The organism is Amycolatopsis sp. A1MSW2902 (assembly GCF_017312175.1).
Lineage (GTDB): Bacteria > Actinomycetota > Actinomycetes > Mycobacteriales > Pseudonocardiaceae > Amycolatopsis > Amycolatopsis nivea.
Window position 1 is genome coordinate 1,844,080 of record NZ_QJPO01000001.1, and the last position, 24,079, is coordinate 1,868,158.

General features: G+C 68.6%; 25 protein-coding genes. 9 read left to right on the forward strand and 16 right to left on the reverse strand.

Annotated features, from left to right (window positions below; all coding sequences use genetic code 11):
- Window positions 1-14: 14 nt before the first annotated feature.
- The 6 genes from DMP23_RS08345 to DMP23_RS08370 all read right to left on the reverse strand — a co-directional run bounded on the left by DMP23_RS08345 (window position 15) and on the right by DMP23_RS08370 (window position 7,317).
- A complete protein-coding gene (locus DMP23_RS08345) occupies window positions 15-1,211 on the reverse strand; it encodes a cytochrome P450 (protein ID WP_337820679.1) in 1,197 nt (398 codons plus the stop codon).
- Window positions 1,208-2,476, reverse strand: coding sequence for a methylaspartate mutase (locus DMP23_RS08350; protein WP_134667394.1), 1,269 nt, complete (start codon window positions 2,474-2,476; stop codon window positions 1,208-1,210). Before DMP23_RS08350 ends, DMP23_RS08345 begins: the two co-directional genes overlap by 4 nt.
- Window positions 2,473-2,949, reverse strand: a complete 477-nt coding sequence (locus tag DMP23_RS08355; protein ID WP_043836784.1) for a cobalamin B12-binding domain-containing protein — start codon at window positions 2,947-2,949, stop codon at window positions 2,473-2,475. Before DMP23_RS08355 ends, DMP23_RS08350 begins: the two co-directional genes overlap by 4 nt.
- Window positions 2,946-4,160 carry a type III PLP-dependent enzyme gene (locus DMP23_RS08360; protein ID WP_337820680.1) on the reverse strand — a complete coding sequence of 405 codons (1,215 nt, stop codon included), beginning with the start codon at window positions 4,158-4,160 and terminating at the stop codon, window positions 2,946-2,948. Before DMP23_RS08360 ends, DMP23_RS08355 begins: the two co-directional genes overlap by 4 nt.
- Window positions 4,157-5,626 (reverse strand): AMP-binding protein, encoded by a 1,470-nt coding sequence (locus DMP23_RS08365; RefSeq protein WP_337820681.1) that lies wholly within the window; start codon window positions 5,624-5,626, stop codon window positions 4,157-4,159. The genes DMP23_RS08360 and DMP23_RS08365 overlap by 4 nt, the downstream gene beginning before the upstream one ends.
- Before the next feature lie 191 nt (window positions 5,627-5,817).
- Complete coding sequence (locus tag DMP23_RS08370) at window positions 5,818-7,317, reverse strand: AMP-binding protein (protein WP_337820682.1); 1,500 nt, start codon at window positions 7,315-7,317, stop codon at window positions 5,818-5,820.
- Between the two features lie 234 nt (window positions 7,318-7,551).
- On the opposite strand from DMP23_RS08370, the gene DMP23_RS08375 reads away from it, so the two are divergent.
- Window positions 7,552-7,797, forward strand: a complete 246-nt coding sequence (locus tag DMP23_RS08375) for a phosphopantetheine-binding protein (RefSeq protein WP_037810574.1) — start codon at window positions 7,552-7,554, stop codon at window positions 7,795-7,797.
- Here DMP23_RS08375 and DMP23_RS08380 read toward each other — a convergent pair.
- The gene (locus tag DMP23_RS08380; RefSeq protein ID WP_037810575.1) at window positions 7,790-8,749 is read right to left on the reverse strand and encodes an ACP S-malonyltransferase; all 960 of its coding nucleotides are present in this window, start codon (window positions 8,747-8,749) and stop codon (window positions 7,790-7,792) included. The two genes, DMP23_RS08375 and DMP23_RS08380, sit on opposite strands and share 8 nt — an antisense overlap.
- Window positions 8,742-9,674, reverse strand: coding sequence for a proline iminopeptidase-family hydrolase (locus DMP23_RS08385; protein WP_043836789.1), 933 nt, complete (start codon window positions 9,672-9,674; stop codon window positions 8,742-8,744). The genes DMP23_RS08380 and DMP23_RS08385 overlap by 8 nt, the downstream gene beginning before the upstream one ends.
- A 235-nt stretch (window positions 9,675-9,909) precedes the next feature.
- Between DMP23_RS08385 and DMP23_RS08390 the strand changes: the two genes are divergently transcribed.
- From DMP23_RS08390 to DMP23_RS08400, 3 genes are read left to right on the forward strand one after another with little or no spacing between them, the layout of a single operon-like run.
- Window positions 9,910-11,181, forward strand: a complete 1,272-nt coding sequence (locus tag DMP23_RS08390; protein WP_337820683.1) for a nucleotide disphospho-sugar-binding domain-containing protein — start codon at window positions 9,910-9,912, stop codon at window positions 11,179-11,181.
- Entirely contained in the window at window positions 11,172-12,287 is a 1,116-nt protein-coding gene (locus DMP23_RS08395; RefSeq protein WP_337820684.1) for a sensor histidine kinase, read from the forward strand. Before DMP23_RS08390 ends, DMP23_RS08395 begins: the two co-directional genes overlap by 10 nt.
- A gap of 23 nt (window positions 12,288-12,310) precedes the next feature.
- On the forward strand, window positions 12,311-12,964 hold the full coding sequence (locus tag DMP23_RS08400) for a response regulator transcription factor (protein ID WP_037810579.1): 654 nt from the start codon (window positions 12,311-12,313) through the stop codon (window positions 12,962-12,964).
- 342 nt (window positions 12,965-13,306) lie between these two features.
- Here DMP23_RS08400 and DMP23_RS08405 read toward each other — a convergent pair whose 3' ends face one another.
- The 5 genes from DMP23_RS08405 to DMP23_RS08425 all read right to left on the reverse strand — a co-directional run bounded on the left by DMP23_RS08405 (window position 13,307) and on the right by DMP23_RS08425 (window position 17,280).
- A complete protein-coding gene (locus DMP23_RS08405; protein ID WP_337820685.1) occupies window positions 13,307-13,555 on the reverse strand; it encodes an acyl-CoA carboxylase epsilon subunit in 249 nt (82 codons plus the stop codon).
- Window positions 13,483-13,758, reverse strand: coding sequence for a hypothetical protein (locus tag DMP23_RS08410; RefSeq protein ID WP_337824512.1), 276 nt, complete (start codon window positions 13,756-13,758; stop codon window positions 13,483-13,485). Before DMP23_RS08410 ends, DMP23_RS08405 begins: the two co-directional genes overlap by 73 nt.
- A gap of 249 nt (window positions 13,759-14,007) precedes the next feature.
- A complete protein-coding gene (locus DMP23_RS08415) occupies window positions 14,008-15,576 on the reverse strand; it encodes an acyl-CoA carboxylase subunit beta (protein WP_037810580.1) in 1,569 nt (522 codons plus the stop codon).
- Window positions 15,569-16,339, reverse strand: coding sequence for a thioesterase II family protein (locus DMP23_RS08420; protein ID WP_337820686.1), 771 nt, complete (start codon window positions 16,337-16,339; stop codon window positions 15,569-15,571). Before DMP23_RS08420 ends, DMP23_RS08415 begins: the two co-directional genes overlap by 8 nt.
- Before the next feature lie 254 nt (window positions 16,340-16,593).
- Window positions 16,594-17,280 carry a GNAT family N-acetyltransferase gene (locus tag DMP23_RS08425; RefSeq protein ID WP_337820687.1) on the reverse strand — a complete coding sequence of 229 codons (687 nt, stop codon included), beginning with the start codon at window positions 17,278-17,280 and terminating at the stop codon, window positions 16,594-16,596.
- A gap of 150 nt (window positions 17,281-17,430) precedes the next feature.
- Here DMP23_RS08425 and DMP23_RS08430 point away from each other — a divergent pair, with 150 nt between their 5' ends.
- Both DMP23_RS08430 and DMP23_RS08435 read left to right on the forward strand, forming a co-directional pair.
- Window positions 17,431-18,153: a VOC family protein gene (locus DMP23_RS08430; protein ID WP_337820688.1), complete on the forward strand. Its 723-nt coding sequence runs from the start codon at window positions 17,431-17,433 to the stop codon at window positions 18,151-18,153.
- A gap of 37 nt (window positions 18,154-18,190) precedes the next feature.
- On the forward strand, window positions 18,191-18,679 hold the full coding sequence (locus tag DMP23_RS08435) for a GNAT family N-acetyltransferase (RefSeq protein ID WP_106961461.1): 489 nt from the start codon (window positions 18,191-18,193) through the stop codon (window positions 18,677-18,679).
- Window positions 18,680-18,686: 7 nt separating this feature from the next.
- Here the strand turns inward: DMP23_RS08435 and DMP23_RS08440 are convergent, their stop codons facing one another.
- Window positions 18,687-19,118 carry an Lrp/AsnC family transcriptional regulator gene (locus DMP23_RS08440; RefSeq protein ID WP_037715277.1) on the reverse strand — a complete coding sequence of 144 codons (432 nt, stop codon included), beginning with the start codon at window positions 19,116-19,118 and terminating at the stop codon, window positions 18,687-18,689.
- A 161-nt stretch (window positions 19,119-19,279) separates the two neighbouring features.
- On the opposite strand from DMP23_RS08440, the gene pdhA reads away from it, so the two are divergent.
- From pdhA to DMP23_RS08455, 3 genes are read left to right on the forward strand one after another with little or no spacing between them, the layout of a single operon-like run.
- Window positions 19,280-20,380 carry a pyruvate dehydrogenase (acetyl-transferring) E1 component subunit alpha gene (gene pdhA / locus DMP23_RS08445; RefSeq protein ID WP_134667403.1) on the forward strand — a complete coding sequence of 367 codons (1,101 nt, stop codon included), beginning with the start codon at window positions 19,280-19,282 and terminating at the stop codon, window positions 20,378-20,380.
- Entirely contained in the window at window positions 20,377-21,393 is a 1,017-nt protein-coding gene (locus tag DMP23_RS08450) for an alpha-ketoacid dehydrogenase subunit beta (RefSeq protein WP_337820689.1), read from the forward strand. The genes pdhA and DMP23_RS08450 overlap by 4 nt, the downstream gene beginning before the upstream one ends.
- Window positions 21,393-22,628 (forward strand): dihydrolipoamide acetyltransferase family protein, encoded by a 1,236-nt coding sequence (locus DMP23_RS08455; protein ID WP_337820690.1) that lies wholly within the window; start codon window positions 21,393-21,395, stop codon window positions 22,626-22,628. The genes DMP23_RS08450 and DMP23_RS08455 overlap by 1 nt, the downstream gene beginning before the upstream one ends.
- Before the next feature lie 6 nt (window positions 22,629-22,634).
- Here the strand turns inward: DMP23_RS08455 and DMP23_RS08460 are convergent, their stop codons facing one another.
- Together DMP23_RS08460 and DMP23_RS08465 are read right to left on the reverse strand one after the other, a co-directional pair.
- Window positions 22,635-23,903 carry a glycosyltransferase family 2 protein gene (locus DMP23_RS08460; RefSeq protein ID WP_337820691.1) on the reverse strand — a complete coding sequence of 423 codons (1,269 nt, stop codon included), beginning with the start codon at window positions 23,901-23,903 and terminating at the stop codon, window positions 22,635-22,637.
- Window positions 23,900-24,073 carry a hypothetical protein gene (locus DMP23_RS08465; protein WP_167754176.1) on the reverse strand — a complete coding sequence of 58 codons (174 nt, stop codon included), beginning with the start codon at window positions 24,071-24,073 and terminating at the stop codon, window positions 23,900-23,902. The genes DMP23_RS08460 and DMP23_RS08465 overlap by 4 nt, the downstream gene beginning before the upstream one ends.
- Between the last annotated feature and the right edge of the window lie 6 nt (window positions 24,074-24,079).

Below are 24,079 nucleotides of genomic sequence, written 5' to 3' on the forward strand. Positions count from 1 at the left end.
TTAGGGGCGGGAAATCACCAGGCGACGCGCAGCAGCGACGGGCCGCGCACGATCACCCCGTACTCCCATTTCACGCCCTCGCGCCCGTCCGCGAGCCGCAATTCCGGGAACCGCTCCAGAATCGCTTTCAGCCCCTCCTGCAGTTCGAGCCGCGCCAGCTGCGCGCCGATGCAGTGGTGCGGGCCGTGCCCGAACGCGACGTGCGGGTTCGGGCTGCGGGTCAGGTCGATGACGTCCGGGTTCGCGAAGACCTCCGGGTCGCGGTTCGCCGCGTGCAGCGCGGGCAGCACCGGGTCGCCCGTCCGCACCACGACGTCGCCGATCCGGATGTCCTCGGTGGCGTAACGCGCGAACATCGCGGCGGTGTTGATCGGCACCCACCGCAGCAGTTCTTCCACCGCGGTCGGCATGATCTCCGGCTGCGCCCGCAGTTGCGCGAGCAATTCCGGTTGGGTCAGCAGGGTGAAGATGAAGCTCGGCAGCGCCGTGGAAACCGTCTCCACGCCACCGGTAAGCAACCCCGCGCCCGCGATCGCGATCAGCTCGTTCTCGGTGAGCTTGTCACCGGCGTCCCGGGCATAGACGAGCGCGCCGAGCAGGTCGTCGGTCGGCTCCTCACGACGCTGCGCGACCAACTGGGCCACGTAGTTGTCCAGCTTGTCGCCGTAGACGTCGAGCACGTCGCCCTTCTCCGTCGCGTCGCCGACCAGCGCCTGAGTCCACTCGCTGAAGATCGAGTGGTCTTCCTTCGGCACGCCGAGCAGCTTGCAGATCACCGTGACCGGCAGCGGCCGTGCGAGGTCCTCGACGAGGTCGCCGGGCGCGCCCTTCTCGATCATCTCGTCGATCAGCTGGTGCACCAGGGTGCGGACGCTCTCGCGCATCGCCTCCAGCCGGCGCGCGGTGAACGCCTTCATCACCAGACGGCGCAGGCGGGTGTGGTCCGGCGGGTCCATCCCCATGATGCCGTCGCCCATCTGCTGGCGACGCATCCGCGGCTGGTCGAGACCCTGTGCCAGTTCGCGGCTGAACCGCGGGTCGGCGGTCACCAGCTTGACGTCGGCGTACTTCGTCGCCAGCCAAGCCTGTTCGCCGAACGGCATCTGGACCCGGCTCATCGGCTCGTCGCGCTGCAACTGGTGGTAGGTCTCGGAAACGGACGTCTCGTGCATGTCGAACGGATACGCCCGGACAGTCCGGCGAGTGCTCATCGCGGTTCCCCTCCGATCGCGGTCATCGGCTGCTCCAATGCCTGGGTGTCATGGGTGTGCTGGACGTAGGAAAGCGCCGACATCAGTGTCGACGAGGTGATCCGGCCGCTCGGCGCGCGTTCGGCGATCCCGCGCAACGGCAGCGAACCGAGCTCGGACCAGCCGAGCCTGCCGTCCGCGTCGAGCGTGCTGCGCGCCTGTCCCGCGTTGTCCGGATGCAGGCAGTACGGCACGTCGAGCAGACCGCGTTTGAAGGCGACCACGAGCGCGCGGTCGAGATCGGCATGACTGTTCAGCACCGCGTCGACCAGGGCGTAGGCCTCGCGGTAGACCTGGTTGTCCTCGTCCACAATGGCTTTGATCCCCCTCGCCGACGCAGCCGCGTGTTCGAGCGCGGTGACGTTCTCCGCGACGGTCGGGATGCGGTGCGCTTCGGCGGCGGTCTTCACGATCAACCGCTCCGAATCGGTGCTCATCGCCAGCTCAGCGGCCTTGCCCAGCAACAGCATCGCGCCGTCGGGCGTGCGCGGGAAGAGGCCCATGTACGCGTAGATCACCACGTGCCAGGTCGCTTCCGGCAACAGCTCGGCGCACAACCGGCGCAGCGCGGCGACGGCTTCGCGGTCCTGGTGCAGATTCGTCTGCTGCGCGTAGCTCACCGAGATGCTGCGCAGGCCCTTGCGGTAGAAGAACAACGCCTCCAGGACGCTGATCGCCACCAGCTCGCTCGGCGGACACAGCTGTCCGAGCATGCAGCCGCCGAACGTCTCCAGATGCGGACGGCCGCCCGGATGTTCGGCGTCGACCAGCAGATCGCAGCAATACGCCCAATTCCGCACGGACTCGTCGAGCGGCGTACGGCTGTACGGCAGGCAGTAGGAAATCGGTCCGCCCTCGGTGGCGTGCAGGCCGGCGGCGATCATCGCGCGGAAGATGTCCACCGGCCGCGCCGAACCGTGCCGGACCTGCACCGGGAAGTCCGGGCCCTCGAGGCCGTCGAGCATCGCCCGGGTCACCTCGGGCGGATGGTTGACGATCGGGTAGCCATTGAGCGGGATTCCGTTGCGCAACGCGTGTGCCGCGGAATCGGTGTCGCGGACGCGGGTGTAGCTGTCGAGCGTGAGCGTGCCGACGGTCGCGGCGTTCGCCTGTTTCGTCGCGACCAGACCGGCGCGCATCGCAGCCGGGCTGTCGAAACCCATGCGCGGCTGCACGACCAGTTCCCCGGCCGCGTGCCGCTGCGCGACGAACCGCTCGAAGCTCACGCCTCCTCCAACTGGCTGACGCCGCCGGGAAGCGTGGCCGCGAAATGCCGGAAGGCGGCGGCGTTCTGCTCGTCGAAGACTCCGTCGAACCCGGCGAACAGCAGTTCCGCGGTCTGCTCGTCCGAAAGCGGACCGCCGGTGCCGAGCTTGCCGCCGATGACGATCGGAAGCCGGCGCAGCTCCGGCTGTGCGCGAAGCCGCTGCACGACCCGCAGCCCGTCCTGGTAACCGTGCCCGTTGACGCTGCTCAGCACCAGCATCGCCGGACGGCGGCTGACGCATTCGGACTCGAGCAGCTCGTCCGGCACGCACGCACCGAGGTTCACGACCTCGAAGCCGAGTTCCGCCACGAGAAGTTCGAGGTAGACCAGATTCCAGGTGTGCGAGTCCGACGCCATGCTGCTCACGATCACCGTGCGCCCGGCGGGTTCTTCGATGACGCTGCCGCTGTACGCGTGGACTTCCTCGCTCATGGCGACACCTCATAAGCTCGCTGGTAATCCAATCGCGACACCGAGATGACCTCGTCGCCGCGGACCACGACTTCGGTGGGCGCGGGGCGGCCGAGGAAGCTGATCAGGCTCGCGGTGACGCCGTACGCACCGACATTCGGCACGGTCAGCAGATCTCCAGCGGACAGCTCGGGCAGCTTCGCGTCCTTCGAAAGCGAGTCCCCGGGAGTACACAGTGGACCGACGAGCTGCCCCGGGTTGTCTCCGACCTGGTCGACACCGACCGCGGCGGGCAGCAGGCGACCGATCCCGGAAAGCCCGCCGACCACGTTGATCCCGGCGTCGAGAATGACGAACCGGTGGCCCCGGCTCTCCTTCACGTTCACGACCCCGGCCAGGAGCGTCCCGCACGTGCCGGACAGGTAACGGCCGGATTCGCAGGCCAGCTCGACCTCGCCGCCGCGCCATTCGGGCAGGTAGAGGTCGAGAAGCTGCTCCAAACCGTTGCGCAGCTTCGGATAGTCGGTGCGCTCGCCGGGAACCGCGTACGGCGACGAGAACCCGCCGCCGATGTCGAGCAGTTCCAGCGGCAGCCCCGTCTCCTGACGCAGCTGCGCGGCCGATTGCAGCACGAACTCGTACTCGCCGAGCAGCGCGTCCTCGTCCTGGGCGTTGCTCATGGTGAAGAAGTGCGCGCCGACGATCTTCGCCCCGGCGACCGCCTTGAACAGCGGCATCAGCTCGGGCAAGGTCTCGGCGTCGACGCCGAACTGCGACGGGCGGCCCATCATCCGGATCCCGGTCGACGCACTGCCCTGCGTGGTGTTGATCCGCAGCAGGCACCGCGCGACGGTGTCCTGGCGCTCCGCCGCCGCACCGACGTGCTGCAGGTCAGTCAGCGATTCCACGGAGAACAGCCGGACGCCCGCGGTGATCGCCGCATCCAGTTCGCCGTCGGTCTTGCCCGGGCCGGTGTAGAGGATGTCCTCCGGCGCGAACCCGGCGGTCAGCGCGTTGGCCAGCTCGCCGGTCGAGCTGATCTCCGCGCGGCAGCCGCCCTCGCGGAGTTCGCGGGCGATCTCCGGATGCGGGTTGGCTTTCAGCGCGTAGTAGACCGCGAAGCCCTCCGGCAGCAGGCCGAACAGCTGATCGCGCGACTGCGCGGTCACGTCAAGGTCGTACACGTAAGCCGGCGTGCCGAACCGTGCGGCCAGCTCGTCGTACTTGCTCATTTGCGGGCACCTTCCACCAGCAGGGCGAGTTCCTTCGTCGCGTTCTTGCCGTGCGCGGTGAGCGGGAACTCGTCCACGACGTGGCACAGCGCGGGCACCTTCTGCGGCTCGAGCCGCTGCGCCAGTTCCTTGAGCACCGTGGTCGGCGGCAGGTCGCTCTCCACGCAGATCGCCAGGTCACGGGTCTCGCTCGGCGGGATCGCGCCCGCCGCGCGCACGCCGGGGATGTCCATCGCGGCCGCTTCGATCTCCAACGTGGACATCCGGATTCCCTTGCGCTTGAACATGTCGTCGCGGCGGCCCTCGAAGTAGAGATAGCCGTCCTCGTCGAGCCGGCCGTAGTCGCCGGTGTGCAGGCGGAGCTCGCCGGTGGCCTCGTCGCGGCGGAACGCTCGCGCGGACAGCTCCGGGGCGCGCCAGTAGCCGGGCATCACGTGCGGCCCGGCGGCCACGATCTCGCCGATTTCCCCGGCGGGCAACGGAGTTCCGTCGGCAGAGAGGATGTGCACGGTCGTGCCGGGCAGCGGAAGGCCCGACGAACCCGGACGCTCGGTGTCCTCCTCGGGCGGCATGACGGTGATCCGCTTGCACTCGGTCTGCCCGAACTGGCGGACCACGCGGACGCCGGGGAAAGCAGCGCGGAGCTTCGCGATCGTCGAATCCGGCAGCGCCGCACCGGTGTTGGTGAACAGCCGCACCGGAGCCGATTCGCCCTGCTCCCGCTCGGCGAGGGTGGCGATCATCGTGGCGAGCGAAGGCACGATCGGGACGACCGTCGCGCCGACCTCGCGCATCCGTTGCAGCAGGCGAAGATCGGATTCGGCGTCGGCGAGCACAATCTCGCTGCGGCCGAGCGTCGAGAGGAGAACTTTGTACAGGCCGTAGTCCCAGGACATCGGAAACCGGCAGAAGACGACGTCGTCCTGGCGGTAGCCGAGCACCGCCTGGATCGCGCCCGCCGCGAAGGTCACCTGCCGGTGCGGCCCGATGACGCCCTTGGGCGCGGCCGTGCTGCCGGAGGTGTACACGAGCACCGCTACGTCGTCCAGGTCGACCTCAGTCGGCTCGACACGGGTCTGCTCGCGGTGAGCTTCTTCGACTTCCGTCCACAGTGGAGCGAACTCGTCCGGCTGGAGAATCAGCACCGGCTCGGCGTTCTCGACGACGGAATCGAAGTGGAACTGCTTCATCGCCGGGTTGATCGGCACGAACACCGCGCCCCGGCGGGAAGTCCCGTGGAAGAGCGCGACCAGCGCCCGGTCCGTCGGCAACTGCACCACGACGCGATCGCCGCGCCCGACCCCGCGCCGCGCGAGGACCGCCTCCACCGCGTGACTCCAAGCGGCCAGCTCGGCATACGTCCACACCCCCGCCCGGTCGCGCACCGCGGCGGCGTCCGGCGCACTGGCCGCCGCCGCGTCGAGCAGGGCATGGACGAGAGAACCGGATTCGTTCACGACTGCCACTCCCGAAAGGATTCGTAGAATCACCGTGCCTGCGCGGGATCGCTCCCCGACGTCGGAGAAAGTTATCCGCGCGCAGCCGGTGATCCACACCCCTAACGGCCCCTAGCTGGCACTCTGCCGGTCCGACCCGGACAACACGAAGGGCTCCTTGAGGGAATCCGAATTCCCTCAAGGAGCCCCTTCACGAACGACTAGGCGGGGACCGGACTCAGCAGCTCCGCGGCCCGCGCGGCGAGCGTCTTCCGGTCGATCTTCCGGTTGGAATTCAACGGGAACTCCTCGACGTGCTCGTACCGCCGCGGGATCACGCCCTCGGGCAGCACCGCCCGCAGCGCCCGCACCAGCTCGATCACCGGCCGCCGCGGACCGGTGTAGAAGACGAACAGCTCCGTCCCGCTGTCCCCTTGGACGCCGAGCGCCACCGCCTGCACCCCGCACGTCTCCAGCGCGTGCTCCACCTCGGTGAGCTCCACGCGCCAGCCGAGCACCTGCACCTGCGAGTCAAGCCGCCCCAGGTACGCCAGGTCGTCCCCGCCGAGCCGCCGCACCCGGTCGCCAGTGCGGTAGAACCGCTGTCCGTCTCGGTCGAGGAACCGGCCCTGCTCATCGGCCGGATCGAGGTAGCCCGGCGTCAACTGCGGTCCGGCGATGGCGAGCTCGCCCTCTCCCGCCTCGTTCTCGTCGATGAGCACGTACTCGTGCCCCTCGTGCACCGCGCCGATCGGCACCACGCCGTTCACCGCGATCCGCGGAGTTTCCTCGTCGTCCCACCGGTACCCGGCAACGGTGATGGTGAGCTCCGTAGGCCCGTAGAGGTTCTCGGTCACGGAGTTGCCCGCCGCCGCCCGCCAGTCCGCGGTGTCGCGGACGGTCAATGCTTCCCCGGCGAAGAAGCTCCACCTCAGACCGGGCATCGCATCTGGGGTGAGCCGTCCGGTGCGACGCACCAGATCGATCGCGCTCGGCGTGGAGAACCACACGGTGAGGCCGCGCTCCTCCACAAACGCCGGCACATTCCGGTACGCAGCTCCCGGCAGGACCACCGCTTCCGCGCCCGCGCCCCACGCGCAGAAGAGATCGAACATGGCGCAGTCGAAATTCAGGTCGAACGTCTGGGAGAAGACGTCGTCCGGGGCGAAGTCGTACCGCGCGTCGAGCAGGCCGAAGTAGTGCTCGGTGGAGCCGTGGCCGATCCGGACGCCCTTCGGCCGACCCGTGGAGCCCGAGGTGAACAGGATGTACGCGGAGTCCTCCGGCCGCACGGCCACGGGCTCGCTGAGCGCGGTTTTCGGCTGAAGCAATCCCTTCAGACCGGCCTCCGGAGCCAGCAGCGTCTTCACCGGCGGAGCCACGGTCAGGCCGCGTTCGTCGGCGATGAGCGCGTCCACCTCCGCCGCCTCGACCATCTGCGCGGTCCGGGCCGCCGGGAAGTCCGGCCGCAGCGGGACGACCGTCGCCCCCGCGTACAACCCGGCCAGAATCCCGGCGTAGGCGGTGACGCCCTTGCCGGCCAGCACCCCTACCGTGCGGGCGCCGGACTCCGCCAGCGCGCCGCCCCACAGCAACGCGCGCTCGTGCAGTTCGCCGTAGGTCAGCGTCTGCCCGCCGACGCTGACCGCCGGCCGGGACTCGGAACGGGCCAGCCCGCGCAGAAACCGCGCATGCAGTCCCGAGGTGGTCGTCGTGTCCATCGTGGTCCTCCGCGTTGCTGTGCCGATCGCTGCTGACCCGACCACAGTCACGGCCTCGTGGCTTCGCGGCAACGGTTCCGTGCCGGGTCGGGGGTCGGGCGGCTTTCGGCCGGATCGGTAATAGGGGTGCCGGTGCGTCGCCCGGAAGCGGCGGCGCGAGGTAAGGTTCAAAACCGAACCGGGCGGTCGGTTTCCCTGCCCGGTGAAGTGCCCGACCCAGCCACCGGAGTAGCCATGTGGGACAGCTCTTTCGACGAAGCCCTCCGCCCGTACCTTCCGTTCCTGCCCGCCGACGAGGCGCTGACCGCCGAGACCCCGCTCAAGGAATACGGCCTCGACTCGCTCGCCACGGTGGAACTGCTGGCGGTGCTGGAGGAGAAGTACAACGTCCGGTTCTCCGACGACGCGCTGAACCTGGAGACGTTCGAGAACCCCGGACGCCTCTGGACGACGCTGTCGAAGCTGCAGCCGGCTAGCTGACCCGCGAGGGACCCGCGCCGCGCCGCCGCGGCTGCAGCGCGAGCCGCGGGTTCACCGTGGTCACCTCGAACCGGCTGGTGGTGGCGCGGACACGGCCGAACAGCGTGTCCGGCCCGGCCACCCACAGCTTGCGCACGCCGAGCTGTTCGAGCGACGAGACGACGTCCGGCCAGCGCAGCGGCTCGACGATGCTGTCCAGCAGCATCGTGCGGACCTGCTCGCCGGTCCGCAGCACCGAACCGTCCTGGTCGGCGATGATCGGAAGGAGGGGATCATGGAAGTCGAGGCCGCCGAGCACCTCGTCCTCGGCCTTGCGCCGCAACGCGCCGAACGCGCGCGAATGCAGCGGAGGACGCATCGTGTACAGCGACAGCCCGCCCATGCCCCGCACGGTCTGCTTGAGCCAGTCGAGGTTCCGCTCCCGCACCGAGACCATGTAGAAGTCGTGGTCGATGTAGCAGGAGATGTCCGACCATTCGCCGCGCCCGTCCAGTTCGGTCAGCGCGTCGCGCAGTTTCTCTTCCGGCGTGCGGACGAACGAGTGCGTGACGACGTCGGTGTGCTCGGTCGCGAAGAACTCGTCGAGGCACTGCGCGAGCTTCGCGGTCATCCACACCGCGTCCGGGAAAGTCAGCGAACCGGCGTACACGCTGGCCGGCTTCTCCCCGAAACTCGGGCCGGTGCAGTAGTCCGGGCTCATCCCGTACTCCTGTTCGGCCCATTCGGCGAGCGCGACGCAGGTGAGCATGAACCCGACCTGGGCGTACTCGGAGTAGTCGCCCTCGGCCTCGCGGAAGCGGTCGACCAGCGAATAGCCCAGCCGGTCGTCGGCGTCCTTGATGAGCCTGCGCGCGAACGGGTTGATGAGCAGGAACTTGCCGAAGTCGACGAACCGGCACGGGCTCATCCCGGGGAACACGACCGCCGATCCGGCCTGGCTGGCGTCATCCATGACTGGCGACCTCTCTTTCGGCGGGGGAATGGACTTCCTGCAGGAATCCCAGCAGGATTTCGCGGAACCGCTGCGGTTCCTCGAGATGGGGGACGTGGCTTGATTCCGGGAGGATCTCCCAGCGCACGTCGTGGATCCGGTCGTAGTACGGCTGCACGGTGGCCGGGGTGGCCTCGTCGTGCGCGCCGGAGATGAGCAGGGTCGGCGCCTCGATGTCGTCGAGGCGGTCGATCACCGAGTAGTCCGCGAGCGTGCCGGTGACGGTGAACTCGCTCGGGCCGTTCATCACCGAGTAGACGGTGTTGTTGTCGGCCATCTCCATGAACGACGCGAGATAGTCGGCGGGCCACGGCAGCACGCGGCAGACGTGCCGGTCGTAGAAGACGCGCATGAGGTCGAAGTACTCCTGCGTGTCCGTCGTGCCGGCCGCTTCGTGCGCCCGCAGGCCCTCGTCGACGCCGGGCGGGAGCAGCGCGCGCAGCCGGTCCATTTCGCTGCGCCACAGCTCGTACGACGCGGGCGAGTTGGCGATCACCAGCCCGCGCAGGCCGTCCGGGCGTTCCGCGGCGTGCCGCGCGACGACCAGCCCGCCCCAGGACTGTCCATAGAGGACGTAGTTGTCCTCGATGCCGAGCCGGTGCACCAGGTTGTCCAGCTCGTCGCCGAACAGCTCCGGATTCCAGAACCCGGGGTCGGCGTCCGGCAGCCTGCTCGATCCGCCGCTGCCGAGCTGGTCGTAGTGCACGACCGGGAATCCGTGCTCGGCGAGCTCGGTCAGGCTCAGCAGGTAGTCGTGGGTGCTGCCCGGTCCGCCGTGCACCACGACCACGGCGGGAGCCGCCCCTCCCGGTTGCCCGGTGACCCGGTACCAGGTGCGGTGCTCGCCGAACGGGACCCAGCCTTTCGCGGTGGGCGCCACGGCCATGCTCATCACCTCGTTCGCCTCCCTCGTCCTTCTCCGGCGCAGCGCGGCCGGATCCGGTTACCTGTCTATCCGCCGGAGCCCGCGCGCCACCAGCCCCTAAGGGGCATCTAAAGCCGAGCCAAATCCGCGTTCCCCGCGCCGGATTCAGGGGTCCCCTACCGGGTGGGCGGGGCGGTGACCCGGCCCTACCGTTTCCGTTGTCCCGCCGCACCTACGAATCCCGGGAGCCGCCGCGATGCGCGTGATGCTGATGGTCCTCCCGACGAGGGCACGCGTGTACAGCATGGCTCCGGTCGGCTGGGCGCTGGCCGCGGCCGGGCACGAGGTGCGCTTCGTCGGGCAGCGCAACCCGCGCGAGGTCGCGTCGTTCGCCGAGACCGGGCTGAACGCCATGTGGTTCGGCGACGAGCTCGACCTCGCCCGGCACCGCAGGCTCCAGGTGGACGGCAACACCGCGAGGCAGGGCGACTTCCGGATCTCCGAAAGCCGTCCCGAGTGCTACACCGACGAGTACGTGCGCAACGTGTACGAGCATTGGGTCGACGTGTTCCGCTGGACCACGCCGGACTCGCTGCTCGACGAACTCGTGCTCTTCGCGCGCCACTGGCAGCCGGACCTCGTGGTGTGGGACCCGGTGGTCTACGCCGCGCCGATCGTCGCGCACGCGCTCGGGGTGCCGCACCTGCGGATGATCGACGCCGCCGACCAGACCGCCCGCCTCGGCGCGCAGTACCGCGATCGCGGAGCCAGCCGCCCCGAAAACACTTCCGGCACGTCGCCGGACCCGTTCGTGACGTGGATGTCCGCCGCGGTCGGCCGATTCGGCGCGGACTACGACGAAACCCTGCGCTACGGCGTGCGGACCATCGACTGCCATCCGTCGTATCTGCGGTACGACGGCGTGGACGTCGACTACCTCCCGGCCCAGTTCGTGCCGCAGGACAAGCCGATGCCCTTCCCCTCGTGGATGCTGGAGCAACCGACACGGCCGCGGGTGCTGCTCACTCTCGGCAGCTCGGACTGCCAGACCCCCGGTATCGAGGAGCCCTCCATCGGAGACCTGCTGGACGGCCTCGCCGACCTCGACATCGAGGTAATCGCCAGGGCGGACGCAAGCCAGCTCGCGTCCGTGCACGCGATCCCGGACAACGTCCGTGCGGTCGATTCCGCGCCGATGAACGAACTCCTCGCCACGTGCTCCGCTGTTGTGCACCAAGGCGACGGCGCGACGATCAGCAACGCGGCAGTCAACGGCGTCCCGCAGCTGGTCATCCCAGGCACCACGTGGAGCGAACGCTGCTCAGCGGTTGCGCAGGCGAAGCGCGGCAACGGTTTGCTGGTGGACCTCGAGAACGCAACCCCTTCGAGGGTCCGGGCGGGAGTGTGCCGATTGCTGGAAGAACCGTCCTTTCGCGAATGTGCGCACGAGGTGCGCGACGAGATGCTCGCGACACCCACTCTCGACGACCTCGTACCGGAACTGGAACGGATGGCGCTATGCCCGTGACGCGGCCGCCGACCATGCGGGCGATCGGGTTTCTCGTGCTGAGCCTCCCGGTCCGGCTCGTCGCGTTCGTGCTGATCCTGGTGACCATGCTGGTCGGCGTCGCGACGACGATGCTCTGGATCGGCATCCCTGTCCTGCTGGTCGCGACCTCGCTGATGCGTTCGTATTGCGCCTTCGAACGACGCTGGGCACGCCAGATGCTCGGCGTCACCGTCGCCGAACCGGTCCGCCGGCAGCCAGCCGGACCGGGCATGCTCGCCGTATGGCAGGCGCGGTTGCTCGACGCCGCCACCTGGCACGAGTTCGCGTTCGTGCTCATCGCTTTTCCGTTGGGCATCGTGGAATTCGTGGCGGGCGTCGTATCCATCGCAGTACCTCCTTTCGGTATTTTCGTGGCACCGCGCATCGGGGCCGTGCACGGCGAACTGGCGACGTCGTTCCTCGGCCCGAACCGCACCGCGCAACTGGAAGCGCGCACGCAGCAGCTGCAGAACTCGCGAGCGCGCGGAGTCGACGCGGTGGAGGCCGAACGACGCCGGATCGAACGAGACCTGCACGACGGCGCGCAGCAGCGGCTGGTGTCCGTCGCGATGAGCCTGGGCCGCGCCCAGCTCAAACTCGATCTCGACGACCCGACCGCGGTCCGCGAACTCATCGGAGCCGCGCACGCCGACGCCAAACTCGCTGTCTCGGAGTTGCGTGACCTCGCGCGCGGCATCTACCCGCCGGTGCTCCAGGATCGCGGCCTGGACGCAGCGTTGTCTTCTCTTACCGCAAGAATGCCTATCCCTATTGAGGTCGAGGTTACCGTACAACCCCGTCCGCCCGCACCTGTCGAGACGACCACTTATTTCATCGTGAGCGAAACGCTCACCAACGTGACCAAACATTCCGGCGCCGACCGCGCGTCCGTGCGAGTGACCCGCGACGACGACACCGTGGTCGTCGAGATCACCGACAACGGCCACGGCGGCGCGTCGATGCGCCCCGGCGGCGGCTTGGCCGGATTGGCCGACCGCGCCGCCACGATCGACGGCGTGCTCACCGTCGTCAGCCCCGCCGGCGGCCCCACCGTCGTGCGGGCCGATCTGCCCGTCCGCTGGTGAATCCTGTTGTGGAGGCAAGAAAAATGCGCGTCGTGATCGCGGAAGACTCGGTACTGTTGCGCGCCGGGGTGCAAAGCCTGCTCGCGGACGTAGGCATCGAAACCGCCGCCGCGGTCGACAACGGCGACGATCTGCTGGTGGCCATCCGAGACCACCGCCCCGACCTGGTGATCGCCGACGTCCGCATGCCCCCGACCTTCACCGACGAGGGCCTGCGCGCGGCTTTGGCCGCCCGCAAGGAAATCCCCGGCCTGCCGGTGCTGGTGGTCTCGCAGTACGTCGAAGGAAGCTATGCGGTAGACCTGATCGCGGAAGGCACCTCCGGCGTCGGCTACCTGCTGAAGGAACGAGTCGCCGACGTAGCGGACTTCCTGGAAGCAGTCCGCCGCGTCGCCGACGGCGGCTCAGCCATCGACCCGGACGTGGTCGCCCAAATGCTTTCCCGCAGCCGGGATCCGTTGGAGGCGTTGACGGCGCGCGAAACCGAGGTGCTGGCCCAGATGGCACAAGGCCTGTCGAACACGGCCATCGCCAAGGCCTTGGTGGTGACTCAGGGAGCAGTGGAAAACCACATCAGCAACATCTTCGCGAAGCTCGGCCTGGAAGCCAGCCGGGACCAGAACCGCCGCATCCGCGCCGTCCTGACCTACCTGGACAGCACCGCAGTGCACGCCTGATTCACCGGATCGATACCGTGCAGATGTTCGACTGGCGGCGGTAACTTGGGGATATGGATCTTGGACCCGTTCCCCTGTCGTCCGTTGTGGACGAGGTAGTCATTCTGTTGTGGCGCAAGGCTTCTGGCACTCGCACTGCCGGTGCGGGCGCTGCCGCCACGCGCACTTCTGCCACCCGCCGCCGATCACTCATGCCTTCGAGACTGGCTCTTCGCCCGAGTCGACTGTTTCGAAGACCCGCATTCCGCGCGGCCACCCAAGCCGGAACCGCGGCACTGCGAAAAGCCCGCATCGCCCTACGCCGATACGGGCCCCGCTCCCTCATGCCCTGGACGAGCCGAGCTACCGCGCCCGCCAGCTCGTCGCCGGAACAAACCTTGCCAACGGTCGCCGAGGTGACGGCACAGCAATTTCCGCGCACCCAGCCCCCGCAGCCTGACCGACAGCGGCCAACGCCACCATCAACGCAGCCACTTCCACGTCATCCGGATTCCCACGCACCACACGTACTGCGGGCACTACCGCCGCGGCGCGCTGTTCACCGTGCTCTCCATCAGCTTCCCGGTCACCCACGCCCGCGGCAGCTGCCACCGCAGCACGCCGTCCACCACGCAGCCCAACAGCTTCCCCGTCAGCCACGCCCACAGGCGCTGCCACCGCATCACGCCGTTCACCGTGCTCTCCAGCAGCTTCCCCGCCAGCCACACCCGCGGCAGCTGCCACCGCATCACGCCGTCCACCACGCTCCCCGGCAGCCACATCCGCAGCTGCCGCCAGCGAATCACGCCGCTCATCACGCGCAGAAGCAACCCCCGAGGCAGCAGCTCCCCGCGACACCGCAGGAAGCCTCGTCCTGGCCACACCTGCGTCTCCTGCCGTCCCCTCGCACCATTCACCGCGCGTCCCAGCAGCCGACCCAGCACCACCCGGCACCCCGCCGGCCCCACTCCGCGCACCGTCCGACTCGCCAACCGAGGCAAGAACCTCCAACTCCGCCGCCCCCATCACATCCCCCGTCCCTAACCGCGCGACCCGGGCCGCCATCACATCGGCGGGTTCCCGTGCTTGCGCGCCGGAACGTCGGCGTGCTTGGCCCGCAACATCGACAGCGACCGGATCAGCATCTCCCGCGTCCGGCCGGGCTCGATCACGTCGTCGACCAGTCCGCGTTCAGCCGCGTAGTACGGATGCATCAGCTCGGTCTTGTACTCCTTGATCTTCTGCCGCCGCACCGCCTCCGGGTCGTCGGCAGCGTTGATCTCGCGCCGGAAGATCACGTTCGCCGCGCCCTCCGCACCCATCACCGCGATCTCGTTAGTCGGCCACGCGAGCGAAACGTCCGCGCCGATCGACCGCGAGTCCATCACGATGTACGCGCCGCCGTAGGCCTTCCGCAGGATCACCTGCACTCGCGGCACCGTCGCGTTGCAGTAGGAGTACAGCAGCTTCGCGCCGTGCCGGATGATGCCGCCGTGTTCCTGGTCCACCCCGGGCAGGAAACCCGGCACGTCGACCAGCGTCACCAGCGGAATGTTGAACGCGTCGCAGGTTTGCACGAACCGCGCGGCCTTCTCGCTCGCCTCGATGTCGAGCACCCCGGCGAGCGTCGCCGGCTGGTTCGCCACGATCCCGACCACGTGCCCGTCGAGGCGCGCCAAGGCGCACACTACGTTCGTCGCCCAACCGGCGTGCACCTGGAGAAACTCGCCGTCGTCGACGATTTCCTCGATCACCGCACACATGTCGTACGCGCGGGCCGCGTCCGTCGGCACCACCTCAAGCAGCTTGTCCGTGCGGCGATCCACCGGATCGGCCGTCGGCTCCACCGGTGGCACCTCGTTGTTGTTGGACGGCAGCAACGAAATCAGGTACCGCACGTCCTCGAGACAGCTGGGTTCGTCGTCGTAAACGAACGCGGCGACCCCCGACGTCGAGGCGTGCACGTCCGCGCCGCCGAGACCGTTCTGGGTGATCTCCTCGCCGGTCACCGCGTGCACCACGTCCGGGCCGGTGATGAACATCTGCGAGGTTTCGCGCACCATGAAAACGAAATCCGTCAACGCGGGCGAATAAGCGGCACCGCCCGCGCACGGGCCGAGCATCACCGAGATCTGCGGGATGACTCCCGAAGACCGGGTGTTGCGCTGGAAAATCCCGCCGTACCCGGCGAGCGCCGTCACGCCCTCCTGAATCCGCGCACCGGCCCCATCGTTCAGCGACACCAGCGGAGCACCGGCCGTCGCGGCGAGGTCCATCACCTTGTGGATCTTCTGCGCGTGCGCCTCGCCGAGCGCGCCGCCGAAAATGCGGAAGTCGTGGGCGTACACGAAAACCGTGCGTCCGTACACCGTTCCCCAGCCGCACACCACTCCGTCCGAGTACGGTTTGCGGTGTTCGAGGCCGAAAGCCGTCGCGCGGTGCCGGCGCAAGGACTCGATCTCGGTGAACGAACCTGGGTCGAGAAGCAGTTCGATGCGTTCGTGCGCGGTCAGCTTGCCGCGGTCGTGCTGCCGAGCGGTCGCGGCGTCGTCCGGACCGCGGCGCGCGGCCTCCTTGATCTCCCGCAGTTCCTCGAGCTTGCTGTCGAATCCGACCGCCAGTGCCTCAGACATGTGCACGCCCCTTGTCGACAAGCCGATCGGTCAAGTGCTGGAGAATCACGTCCTGGTGCCGGGTCAGGAAGAAGTGCCCGCCGGCGAGCGGGACCAGCTCGAAGCCCGCCGAAGTGTGCTCGCTCCACGACCGGACCTCGTCCACCGAGGCGACCGGGTCGGCGGTGCCGGTGAACGCGACCACCGGGGCGGCCAGCGGCGTACCCGGCTGGTACTGGTAGGTCTCCACGGCGCGATAGTCGTTGCGCACCACGGGAAGGATCATCCGCACGACGTCGTCGTCGCCGAGCAGGTCCATTTCGGTGCCGCTCAGCCGGCGCAGTTCGTTTATCACGCCGTCGTCAGTGCGGGTGTGCACGTTCTCGTTGCGAAGCCGCGTCGGGGCCCGGCGTCCGGAAACGAATAGCGTGTGCACCTCGGTGCCCGCGGCCTCCAGCCGCCGGGTCACTTCGAAGGCGATCATCGCGCCCATGCTGTGCCCGAACAGCGCGAGCGGCAGGTCGTCGCGGCCGCGCAGCAGCTCGGCGATCCGGTCGGCCAGCGCGTCGACGGTGGTCAGGAACGGTTCGTGCCGCCGGTCCTGGCGGCCCGGGTACTGCACCGCCAGCACCTCGATGTCCGGCGTGAGCGCCCGCGAAACCGGGAAGTAGAACGGAGCCGAACCTCCGGCGTGCGGCAAGCACACCAGCCTTGCCTTCGCCTCGGGCGACGTGTGGAAGCGGCGAAACCAGCTGTCCTCGTCGGAATTCGCGCTACCCGTCATGTCGTCCCACCGCCTTTCCGACGTCTGCGCCGGGACGACCCGGCCACGGATCCTTCTTCGCCGACCCACGGTAACCGCGCCCACCGCGCGCAACGACCCCTAACTCCCCCTAGATCCACAATGGACAGTCAGGTCCGCGCCTAGGCCGAAAGGAGCCTTCGCCGAAGAGCCGTCAGCGATGGCTGGCGTCACGCACGCCAACCTGGTGCAGGTCGGCCACCGCGACCAACTGCACCGCCCGCCGGAACCGCCGACTACAGCGAGGGAGCCCGGTAAACGCCGAACTGAATCCCGCGAGCAAGCCGGAACCCCAGCTTCTCGTACAACCGGATCGCGCCGGTATTCGTCCCGGCCGCGTGGAGGAACGGCAACTCGCCGCGCTCCCGGATCCCCGCGGCCACCGCGAGTACCAGCCGGGCCGCCAAGCCCTGCCCTTGGAACGCCGGGTCGGTGCACACCGCGCTGATCTCGGTCCATCCCGGCACGTGCAGCCGCTCGCCCGCCATCGCCACCAGTGCACCGTCACGGCGGATGCCCAGGTAGGCGCCCAGGGCGATCGTCCGGGGCAGGAACGGGCCGGGCTTCGTGCGCGACACCAGGTCGAGCATTTCCGGCACGTCCGCCTCGGTCAGCCGCACCGCTTCCGGGTCGGCGGCAGCGGGGGCGGCCGAACCGTCCATCTGCACACCGGCGATCTCGGACTCCACCGTCCAGCCCGCGGGCGGCGGCGTCCCGACCTTCCCGACCACGACCGTCGACGCGCCCGGTCCGACGAGGTCGGCGATGTCGTGCCACACGTGTTCGTCCGGATGGTCCGGCACGGCGAGGAACGGAGAGACATCCACCGGATACCGCAGCACTTGCCCCTTCTGCTCCGCGAACGAAGCGTGCGGGCCGCTCAACGCGGCCCAAGCGGGGTTTTCGAGCGGGGACGTGCTCATTCTCGCCTGCCATTCCAGATCCGGGTGCCCGTCCAGAATGCGTGCCCCGGGCCGGGCCCGGCCACTGCCTCCCACATGGTGAGCGGCCGAGGACCGCAGCTGTCCGCGATCGGCCCTAGCGTCGCCGCCATCACCGACGAAGGGACCCCGATGAGCACCGTTGACCGCAACCAGCCGCTCGGCACCCCGACGTGGATCGACCTCTCCGTACCAGACCTGGACCGCGCGCAACGCTTCTACGGCGCTGTCCTCGGCTGGACCTTCGACGGCGGCCACTTCCTGCTGCGTGACCTCCCCGTCGCTGGCCTGCGCCAAGGAACCGACCCGCGACCAGCCTGGACCGTCTACTTCGCGACCGACGACTGCGACAGCACCGCCAAAACCGTCACCACTGCGGGAGGCAAGCTCCTCGACCAACCCCACGACGACGAAGAGCATGCCCGCATCGCCGTCGCGGAAGATCCGACCGGCGCGCGGTTCGGGCTCTGGCAAGGCCGCGAACTCCCCGGTGCCCGGCTCGTCAACGAACCCAGCGCTCTGCTGCGCAACGACCTCGTCACGCCAGCCCCCAAACCAGCACGCGACTTCTACTGCGAAGTCTTCGCCTTCACCCTCGACGGCAACGACGACCTGCCCGGCGTCGATTTCACCTTCCTCCGCCGCCCGGACGGCCACGAAATCGGCGGCGTCTTCGGCGACCCGTCCGCCACGGCACCGGCATGGGGCACCCTGCTCCTCGCCACCGACGCCGACGCGGCAGGCGCACGGGCGGTCAAGCACGGCGGCGAGGTCGTCGAGGCACAGGACAGCCCCTACGGACGCATGGTGACCATCAAGGATCCGTTCGGCACGGAGTTCGTTCTTGGCTCGTGAACCCCGACTCCCCTGAACCGGTGCTAGAACAGAACAGGTGGACCTCGAAACCCTCCCCGGCGCGACCCTGCTCCCCGCGACCCCCGACGACGCCGCCGAGCTGATGGTGCTCCAGCGGTGTTGCTGGGTGCAGGAAGCCCTGCTCAACAACACCCTGGAGCATCCCGCGCTGAGGGAGGACCTCGCCGAGGTCCGCGAGGCGATCAAGACCTGGCGCAGCTGGATCGTCCGGCAGGGACACCGGCTCGTCGGGGCGGTCCGCGCCCGCACCGTCGAGGACGGCGGCTGGGAGATCGGCCGTTTGATGGTCGCGCCCGATCTCGCCGGGCGCGGCCTCGGGCGGCTCCTCCTCGAGCACGCCGAGCGGCACGCCCCGCCGGAGACGAAGCAGTTCGTCCTCTTCACCGGCGCGTCCAGCGAGCGCAACATCGCCCTCTACGAACGCGCTGGGTACCGCCGCACGCCGATGCCGTTCGAAGCCACCGGGGTCTACCAACTCGCCGTCTACCTGGTGAAACCGGCCTGACGGAGGCTCACAGCTCGTCGAAGACCAGCACGGTGTGCGTCGAGAGCACGTCCGGCATGTTCTGCAACCGTTCGAACACCAAGTCCCGCAGGCTGTCCGCGTCGCGAGTCCGCACGAACAGGATCAGGTCGTTGTCCCCGGACACCAGGCCGCCGTGTTCGATTTCCGGGATGTGCTTGAGCTCCGCGCTCACCGTGCGCCACGAGTTCTGCGTGACCTTCAAGTACACGTACGCCGCCAGGCCCTGCCCCATCCGGCGCGGATCGGTGACCGCCGCGTACCCCGTGATCACGCCCTCGCGGTGCAGCCGCTCAACCCGCGTGTAGCAACCTGCCCGCGAAATATGCGCGCGTTCGGCGAGGGCGCGCATCGAGGCACGGCCGTCTTTCTTCAGTTCGGCGATGAGTTTCAGGTCGACCTCGTCCAGCGCCGCTGCCATTTGTCCACCCGGCTGGGACATCCGCGCCACCTCGCAAGCCAATCGTCCAATCACTACCCGTCAGCCAGGCCATCATTCCACAGTTCTCCGTCAAGTCTGGATCCCTGATCGCCTGACAGCGAGTATCAGGGCCTACTCGTCTTTGTCGATGGGAGCTGTCGGTGACCACTACGGAACGCACTGCCGCGTCCTGTTTCCTGCCCAGCGACGAGCCGCTCGGCCTCGTGACCGCCGACGGCACGCCCGCGCCCGACCCGGCGCTCGCGATGCCCGCGGACGACGTCCTCCTCCGCCTCTACCGCGGCATGGTTTCCGGACGCCGCTTCGACACCCAGGCCACCGCGCTCACCAAACAGGGCCGGCTCGCGGTGTACCCGTCGGCACGCGGACAGGAGGCCGCCGAGATCGGCTCGATCCTCGCGCTTCGTCCGCAGGACTGGCTTTTCCCCACCTACCGCGACTCGATGGCCGTCGTCGCGCGCGGCGTCGACCCGGTCGAGGTGCTCACGCTGCTGCGCGGCGACTGGCACTGCGGCTACGACCCGTACCGCGCCAACGTCGCCCCGCAGTGCACGCCTCTCGCCACCAACACGCTGCACGCGGTCGGCTTCGCGCACGCGGCGCGTGTGAAGGGCGAGGACACGGTCTCGCTCGTTCTCGTCGGCGACGGTGCCACCAGTGAAGGCGACACGCACGAAGCGCTGAACTTCGCCGCTGTCTGGAAGGCGCCGGTGGTCTTCCTCGTACAGAACAACGGCTACGCCATCAGCGTCCCGCTCGAGAAGCAGACCGCCGCACCTTCGCTCGCGTACAAGGGCGTCGGCTACGGCATGCCCTCCGTGCTCGTTGACGGCAACGACGCTGCCGCCGTACACGCTGTCGTCGAGCAGGCTGTCGCACGCGCCGCGGCTGGCGAAGGACCGACGCTCATCGAAGCTGTCACCTATCGCATGGAGTCGCACACCAACGCCGACGACGCGACGCGTTACCGCGAGAAGGCCGAAGTGGAGCAGTGGCTCACGCGCGACCCGATCAGCCGCCTCAAGCAGTACCTCACCGACCGTGGCCTCCTCGACGACAAGGTGCAGCAGGAGATCGACGCGCGCGCCGAAGAGGAAGCAGCGGCGCTGCGCGAGCGGATGAACGTCGACACCGAGCTCGACCCGGCGGACCTCTTCCGGCACGTCTACGCCGAGCCGACCGCCGCGTTGCGCCAGCAGGCCGCCGAACTGGCGCACGAGAACACCGAGGACCAGGCATGACCGCGACTCTCGACACGACGCTGTCCCTCGCCGGGGCACTCAACCGCGCGCTCGCCGACGCACTGGCCGAGGACGAACGCGTGCTCGTCTTCGGCGAGGACGTCGGCACTCTCGGCGGCGTCTTCCGCGTCACCGACGGACTCGCCGCGCGCTTCGGCGACGCTCGCGTCTTCGACTCGCCGCTCGCCGAATCGGGCATCGTCGGCACCGCGATCGGGATGGCGATGAACGGCCTGCGCCCGGTGATCGAGATGCAGTTCGACGCGTTCGCCTACCCCGCGTTCGAGCAGATCACCAGCCACCTCGCCAAACTCCGCAACCGCACCAAGGGCCAGGTCGAACTGCCCGTGGTGATCCGCGTGCCCTACGGCGGCGGCATCGGCGGCGTCGAGCACCACTGCGACTCGTCCGAGGTCTACTACACGCACACGGCCGGCCTGCGCGTCGTCACCCCGGCCACGCCGGACGACGCCTACACCCTGCTCCGCGAAGCGATCGACAGCCCGGACCCGGTCATTTTCCTGGAACCCAAGCGCCGGTATTGGGAAAAGGGAACCGTTGACCCGCAACGCCGTTCGCCCGGTCTCGACAAAGCGGTGATTCGCCGCGCAGGCAGCGACGTCACCCTCATTTCCTACGGCGGCGCACTCGGCACCACGCTCGAAGCTGCCGAAGCGGCCGCCGAAGAAGGCTACGACGCCGAGGTAATCGATCTTCGCAGCCTCGCGCCATTCGATCTGGAGACCGTCGCCGCGTCCGTGCGGCGCACCGGTCGCGCGATCGTGGTGCACGAGGCGAGCCGATTCTGCGGTTACGGCGCCGAAGTCGCCGCGCAGCTTTCCGAGCACTGTTTCCATTACCTGGAAGCGCCGGTCCTGCGCGTCGCCGGATTCGACATTCCTTATCCCGCACCGAATCTGGAACAGCACCACCTGCCGGGCGTCGACCGGATCCTGGACGCGATCGAACGCCTCCAGTGGGACGACGCGGCACCGCTCGACGGGGAGAAGTGATGGCCGTCTTCAAACTGCCGGACCTCGGCGAAGGCCTGACCGAGGCGGAGATCGTCGCGTGGCACGTCGCGGTCGGCGACACCGTCACCGTGGACCAGACCGTCGTAGAGGTCGAGACCGCGAAGGCGAGCGTCGAGGTGCCGGTGCCGTTCGCGGGCAGAGTCGCGACGCTGCACGGAGCAGCTGGCGAAGTACTGACCGTCGGCAGCCCGTTGATCACAGTGGACAGTGCCGCGGACTTCACCGAACCCGGCGTCGTGACGCCGGAGGGCAGCGGGAACGTCCTGATCGGATACGGCACCAGCCAAACCCGCACTCGGCGCACGCGGCGGCCGCGCGGCACCAAGGCCCCCGCGACCGCACCGGCTCCAGCACCGAAGTCCACTTCGGACCGCATTCGTGTCGTGTCGCCGCTAGTCCGTCGCCTCGCCCGCGAGTCCGGAGTAGACCTTCACGCGCTCACCGGAACCGGCACCGACGGCATCGTGAGCCGCGCCGACGTCGAACGCGCGATCGCCGCCACCGAAACCCCAGCAGTCCCCACCTCGGACGAGCAGCGAATCCCCCTACGCGGCCTGCGCAAAACCGTCGCCGACAAACTCACCCGCTCCCGCCGCGAGATCCCCGAGGCGACCGTCTGGGTGGATGTCGACGCGACCGAACTGCTGCGGTTGCGCACCGCGCTCAACAGCGATCCGCACGCCCCGAAGATCAGCCTGCTCGCGCTCATCGGCCGGTTCGCCGTCGCGGGACTGCGCCGGTTCCCCGAACTGAACGCGCATCTGGAAGGCGACGAGATCGTCATCCCGTCCGCCGTGCACCTCGGATTCGCCGCGCAGACCGACCGCGGTCTGGTCGTCCCGGTCGTCCAGAACGCGCACCAGCACACCCTGGAAGACCTCTCCGCCGCACTCGCCGACCGCACCGAACAGGCGCGCGCCGGACGCCTCGCCCCGGCCGACCTCACCGGCGGCACGTTCACCGTGAACAACTACGGCGTGTTCGGAGTGGACGGTTCGGCCGCCATCATCAACTACCCGGAGGTGGCGATCCTCGGCGTCGGCCGCATCATCGACCGGCCGTGGATTGTGGACGGTCAAGTCACCGCGCGCAAGATCACCGAACTGACGCTGGCGTTCGACCACCGCGTCTGCGACGGCGGCACCGCAGGCGGATTCCTCCGCTTCGTCGCCGACTGCATCGAAAACCCCGTGCGGCTGCTGCGCACTCTCTGAGGACGGTCAGGCTGGCAACTCTGCCAGCCTTTCCGTTTTCGCCCATACGTTCCGCTTCAAGACGATCCGGAACACCGCCCGCCACGTCGCCAGCACGCCGAGCAACAGGAACGCCGGATAGCACAACCCGGCCAGCAACGCCCGATGCAGGGGTTCGTCGCGCAACCGGACAAAGTAGACGATCGCCCACATGATCCCGGGCAGCAGCAGGGCAGCCAGCCACCACACCACCGCCTGCGCCAGGTTTCCGGTCTCCGCGACCAACCCGCCGAACGTGTTTCCGGTCAGCAACGCCGCAGGCACGATCACCAGCAATGCCGCGGCGATCAACGACAGCGGAACAGTCAGCCACGGCACGACCAGATAGACCAGGAAGTCGAACAATCCGGTCCCGGCAATGAATCGAGAGGTCGCAAGACTGCGCAAATGCCGTGAACACTGCAGATTCCCTTGCGCCCACCGGGTCCGCTGCCGCAGCAGGCGGCGCGCGTCTTCCAACCCCTGCTGGGTCACCCAAGCCCGTTGCGTGTACCGGATCCGCACTCCGGCCAGGTGCAGCCGCAGGCCCAATTCAAGATCCTCGACCAGACAATCACTCCACGGAGACGGCCCGAACTTCCTCAACACGGACAGTCGCGTGAACTGCCCGTTGCCGCCCATCCCGACACTGCCGAGCACGTCCCGCAACGACTGCGACGCATCCGCGATCGCGCCGAACTCCAAGTCCTGCAACAAGGCCAGCAACCGGTGTCTATTGTGGATTCGCACTCGGCACTGCACCGCGCCGACGCCGCGGCTGCGCAGCATCGCCGCCACCTCAGTGAGCAGCCCCGTGCTGCCGCGCCCGTCACCGTCGATGATGCCCACGACAGTCTGGGAAACCGTGCCCTCCTGCTCGGCAATGGCGTCGATGTAGCGATAACCCGCGTTGAGCGCTTCGCCCTTTCCGCGTCGTGCCTGAGGCAAGTCACGCCGCAGCACATGCAACCGATCATCAGCGATGCCCGCGACGATCTCTGGCGTAGCGTCATCAGATCCGTCATCGATCACCAGCACTCGCACCGGAGTTTCGGGCGTTCCCAGCCGTAATGCGTGTCGCACCGTGTTGGCGATAACGCGTTCTTCGTTCAACGCCGGAATAACGATCCAGAACAGCAACGGACGCGACGCGCGTTCAGTCGCGGGCCGCGGCGCGCGCCAGGCGAAGGCCGCCAGTACCAGGTTGTGGACCGGCCACCAGCACAGCAGCAGCACGAACCACCACGGCTGCGTCATGCCGCGTGCCGGCCCCGGGAACCGCTGGCACGCAGCCGGACCGAACGGACCGTGAACGCCATCGCGACGAATCCGGCGACCGACAGGACAAACCACAGCACCCCGTGGAACGGCGCGACACCGATCGCGGCGGCGGACACGACGGCAGGAGCGACCCGGGTGACAGACATTTCTTT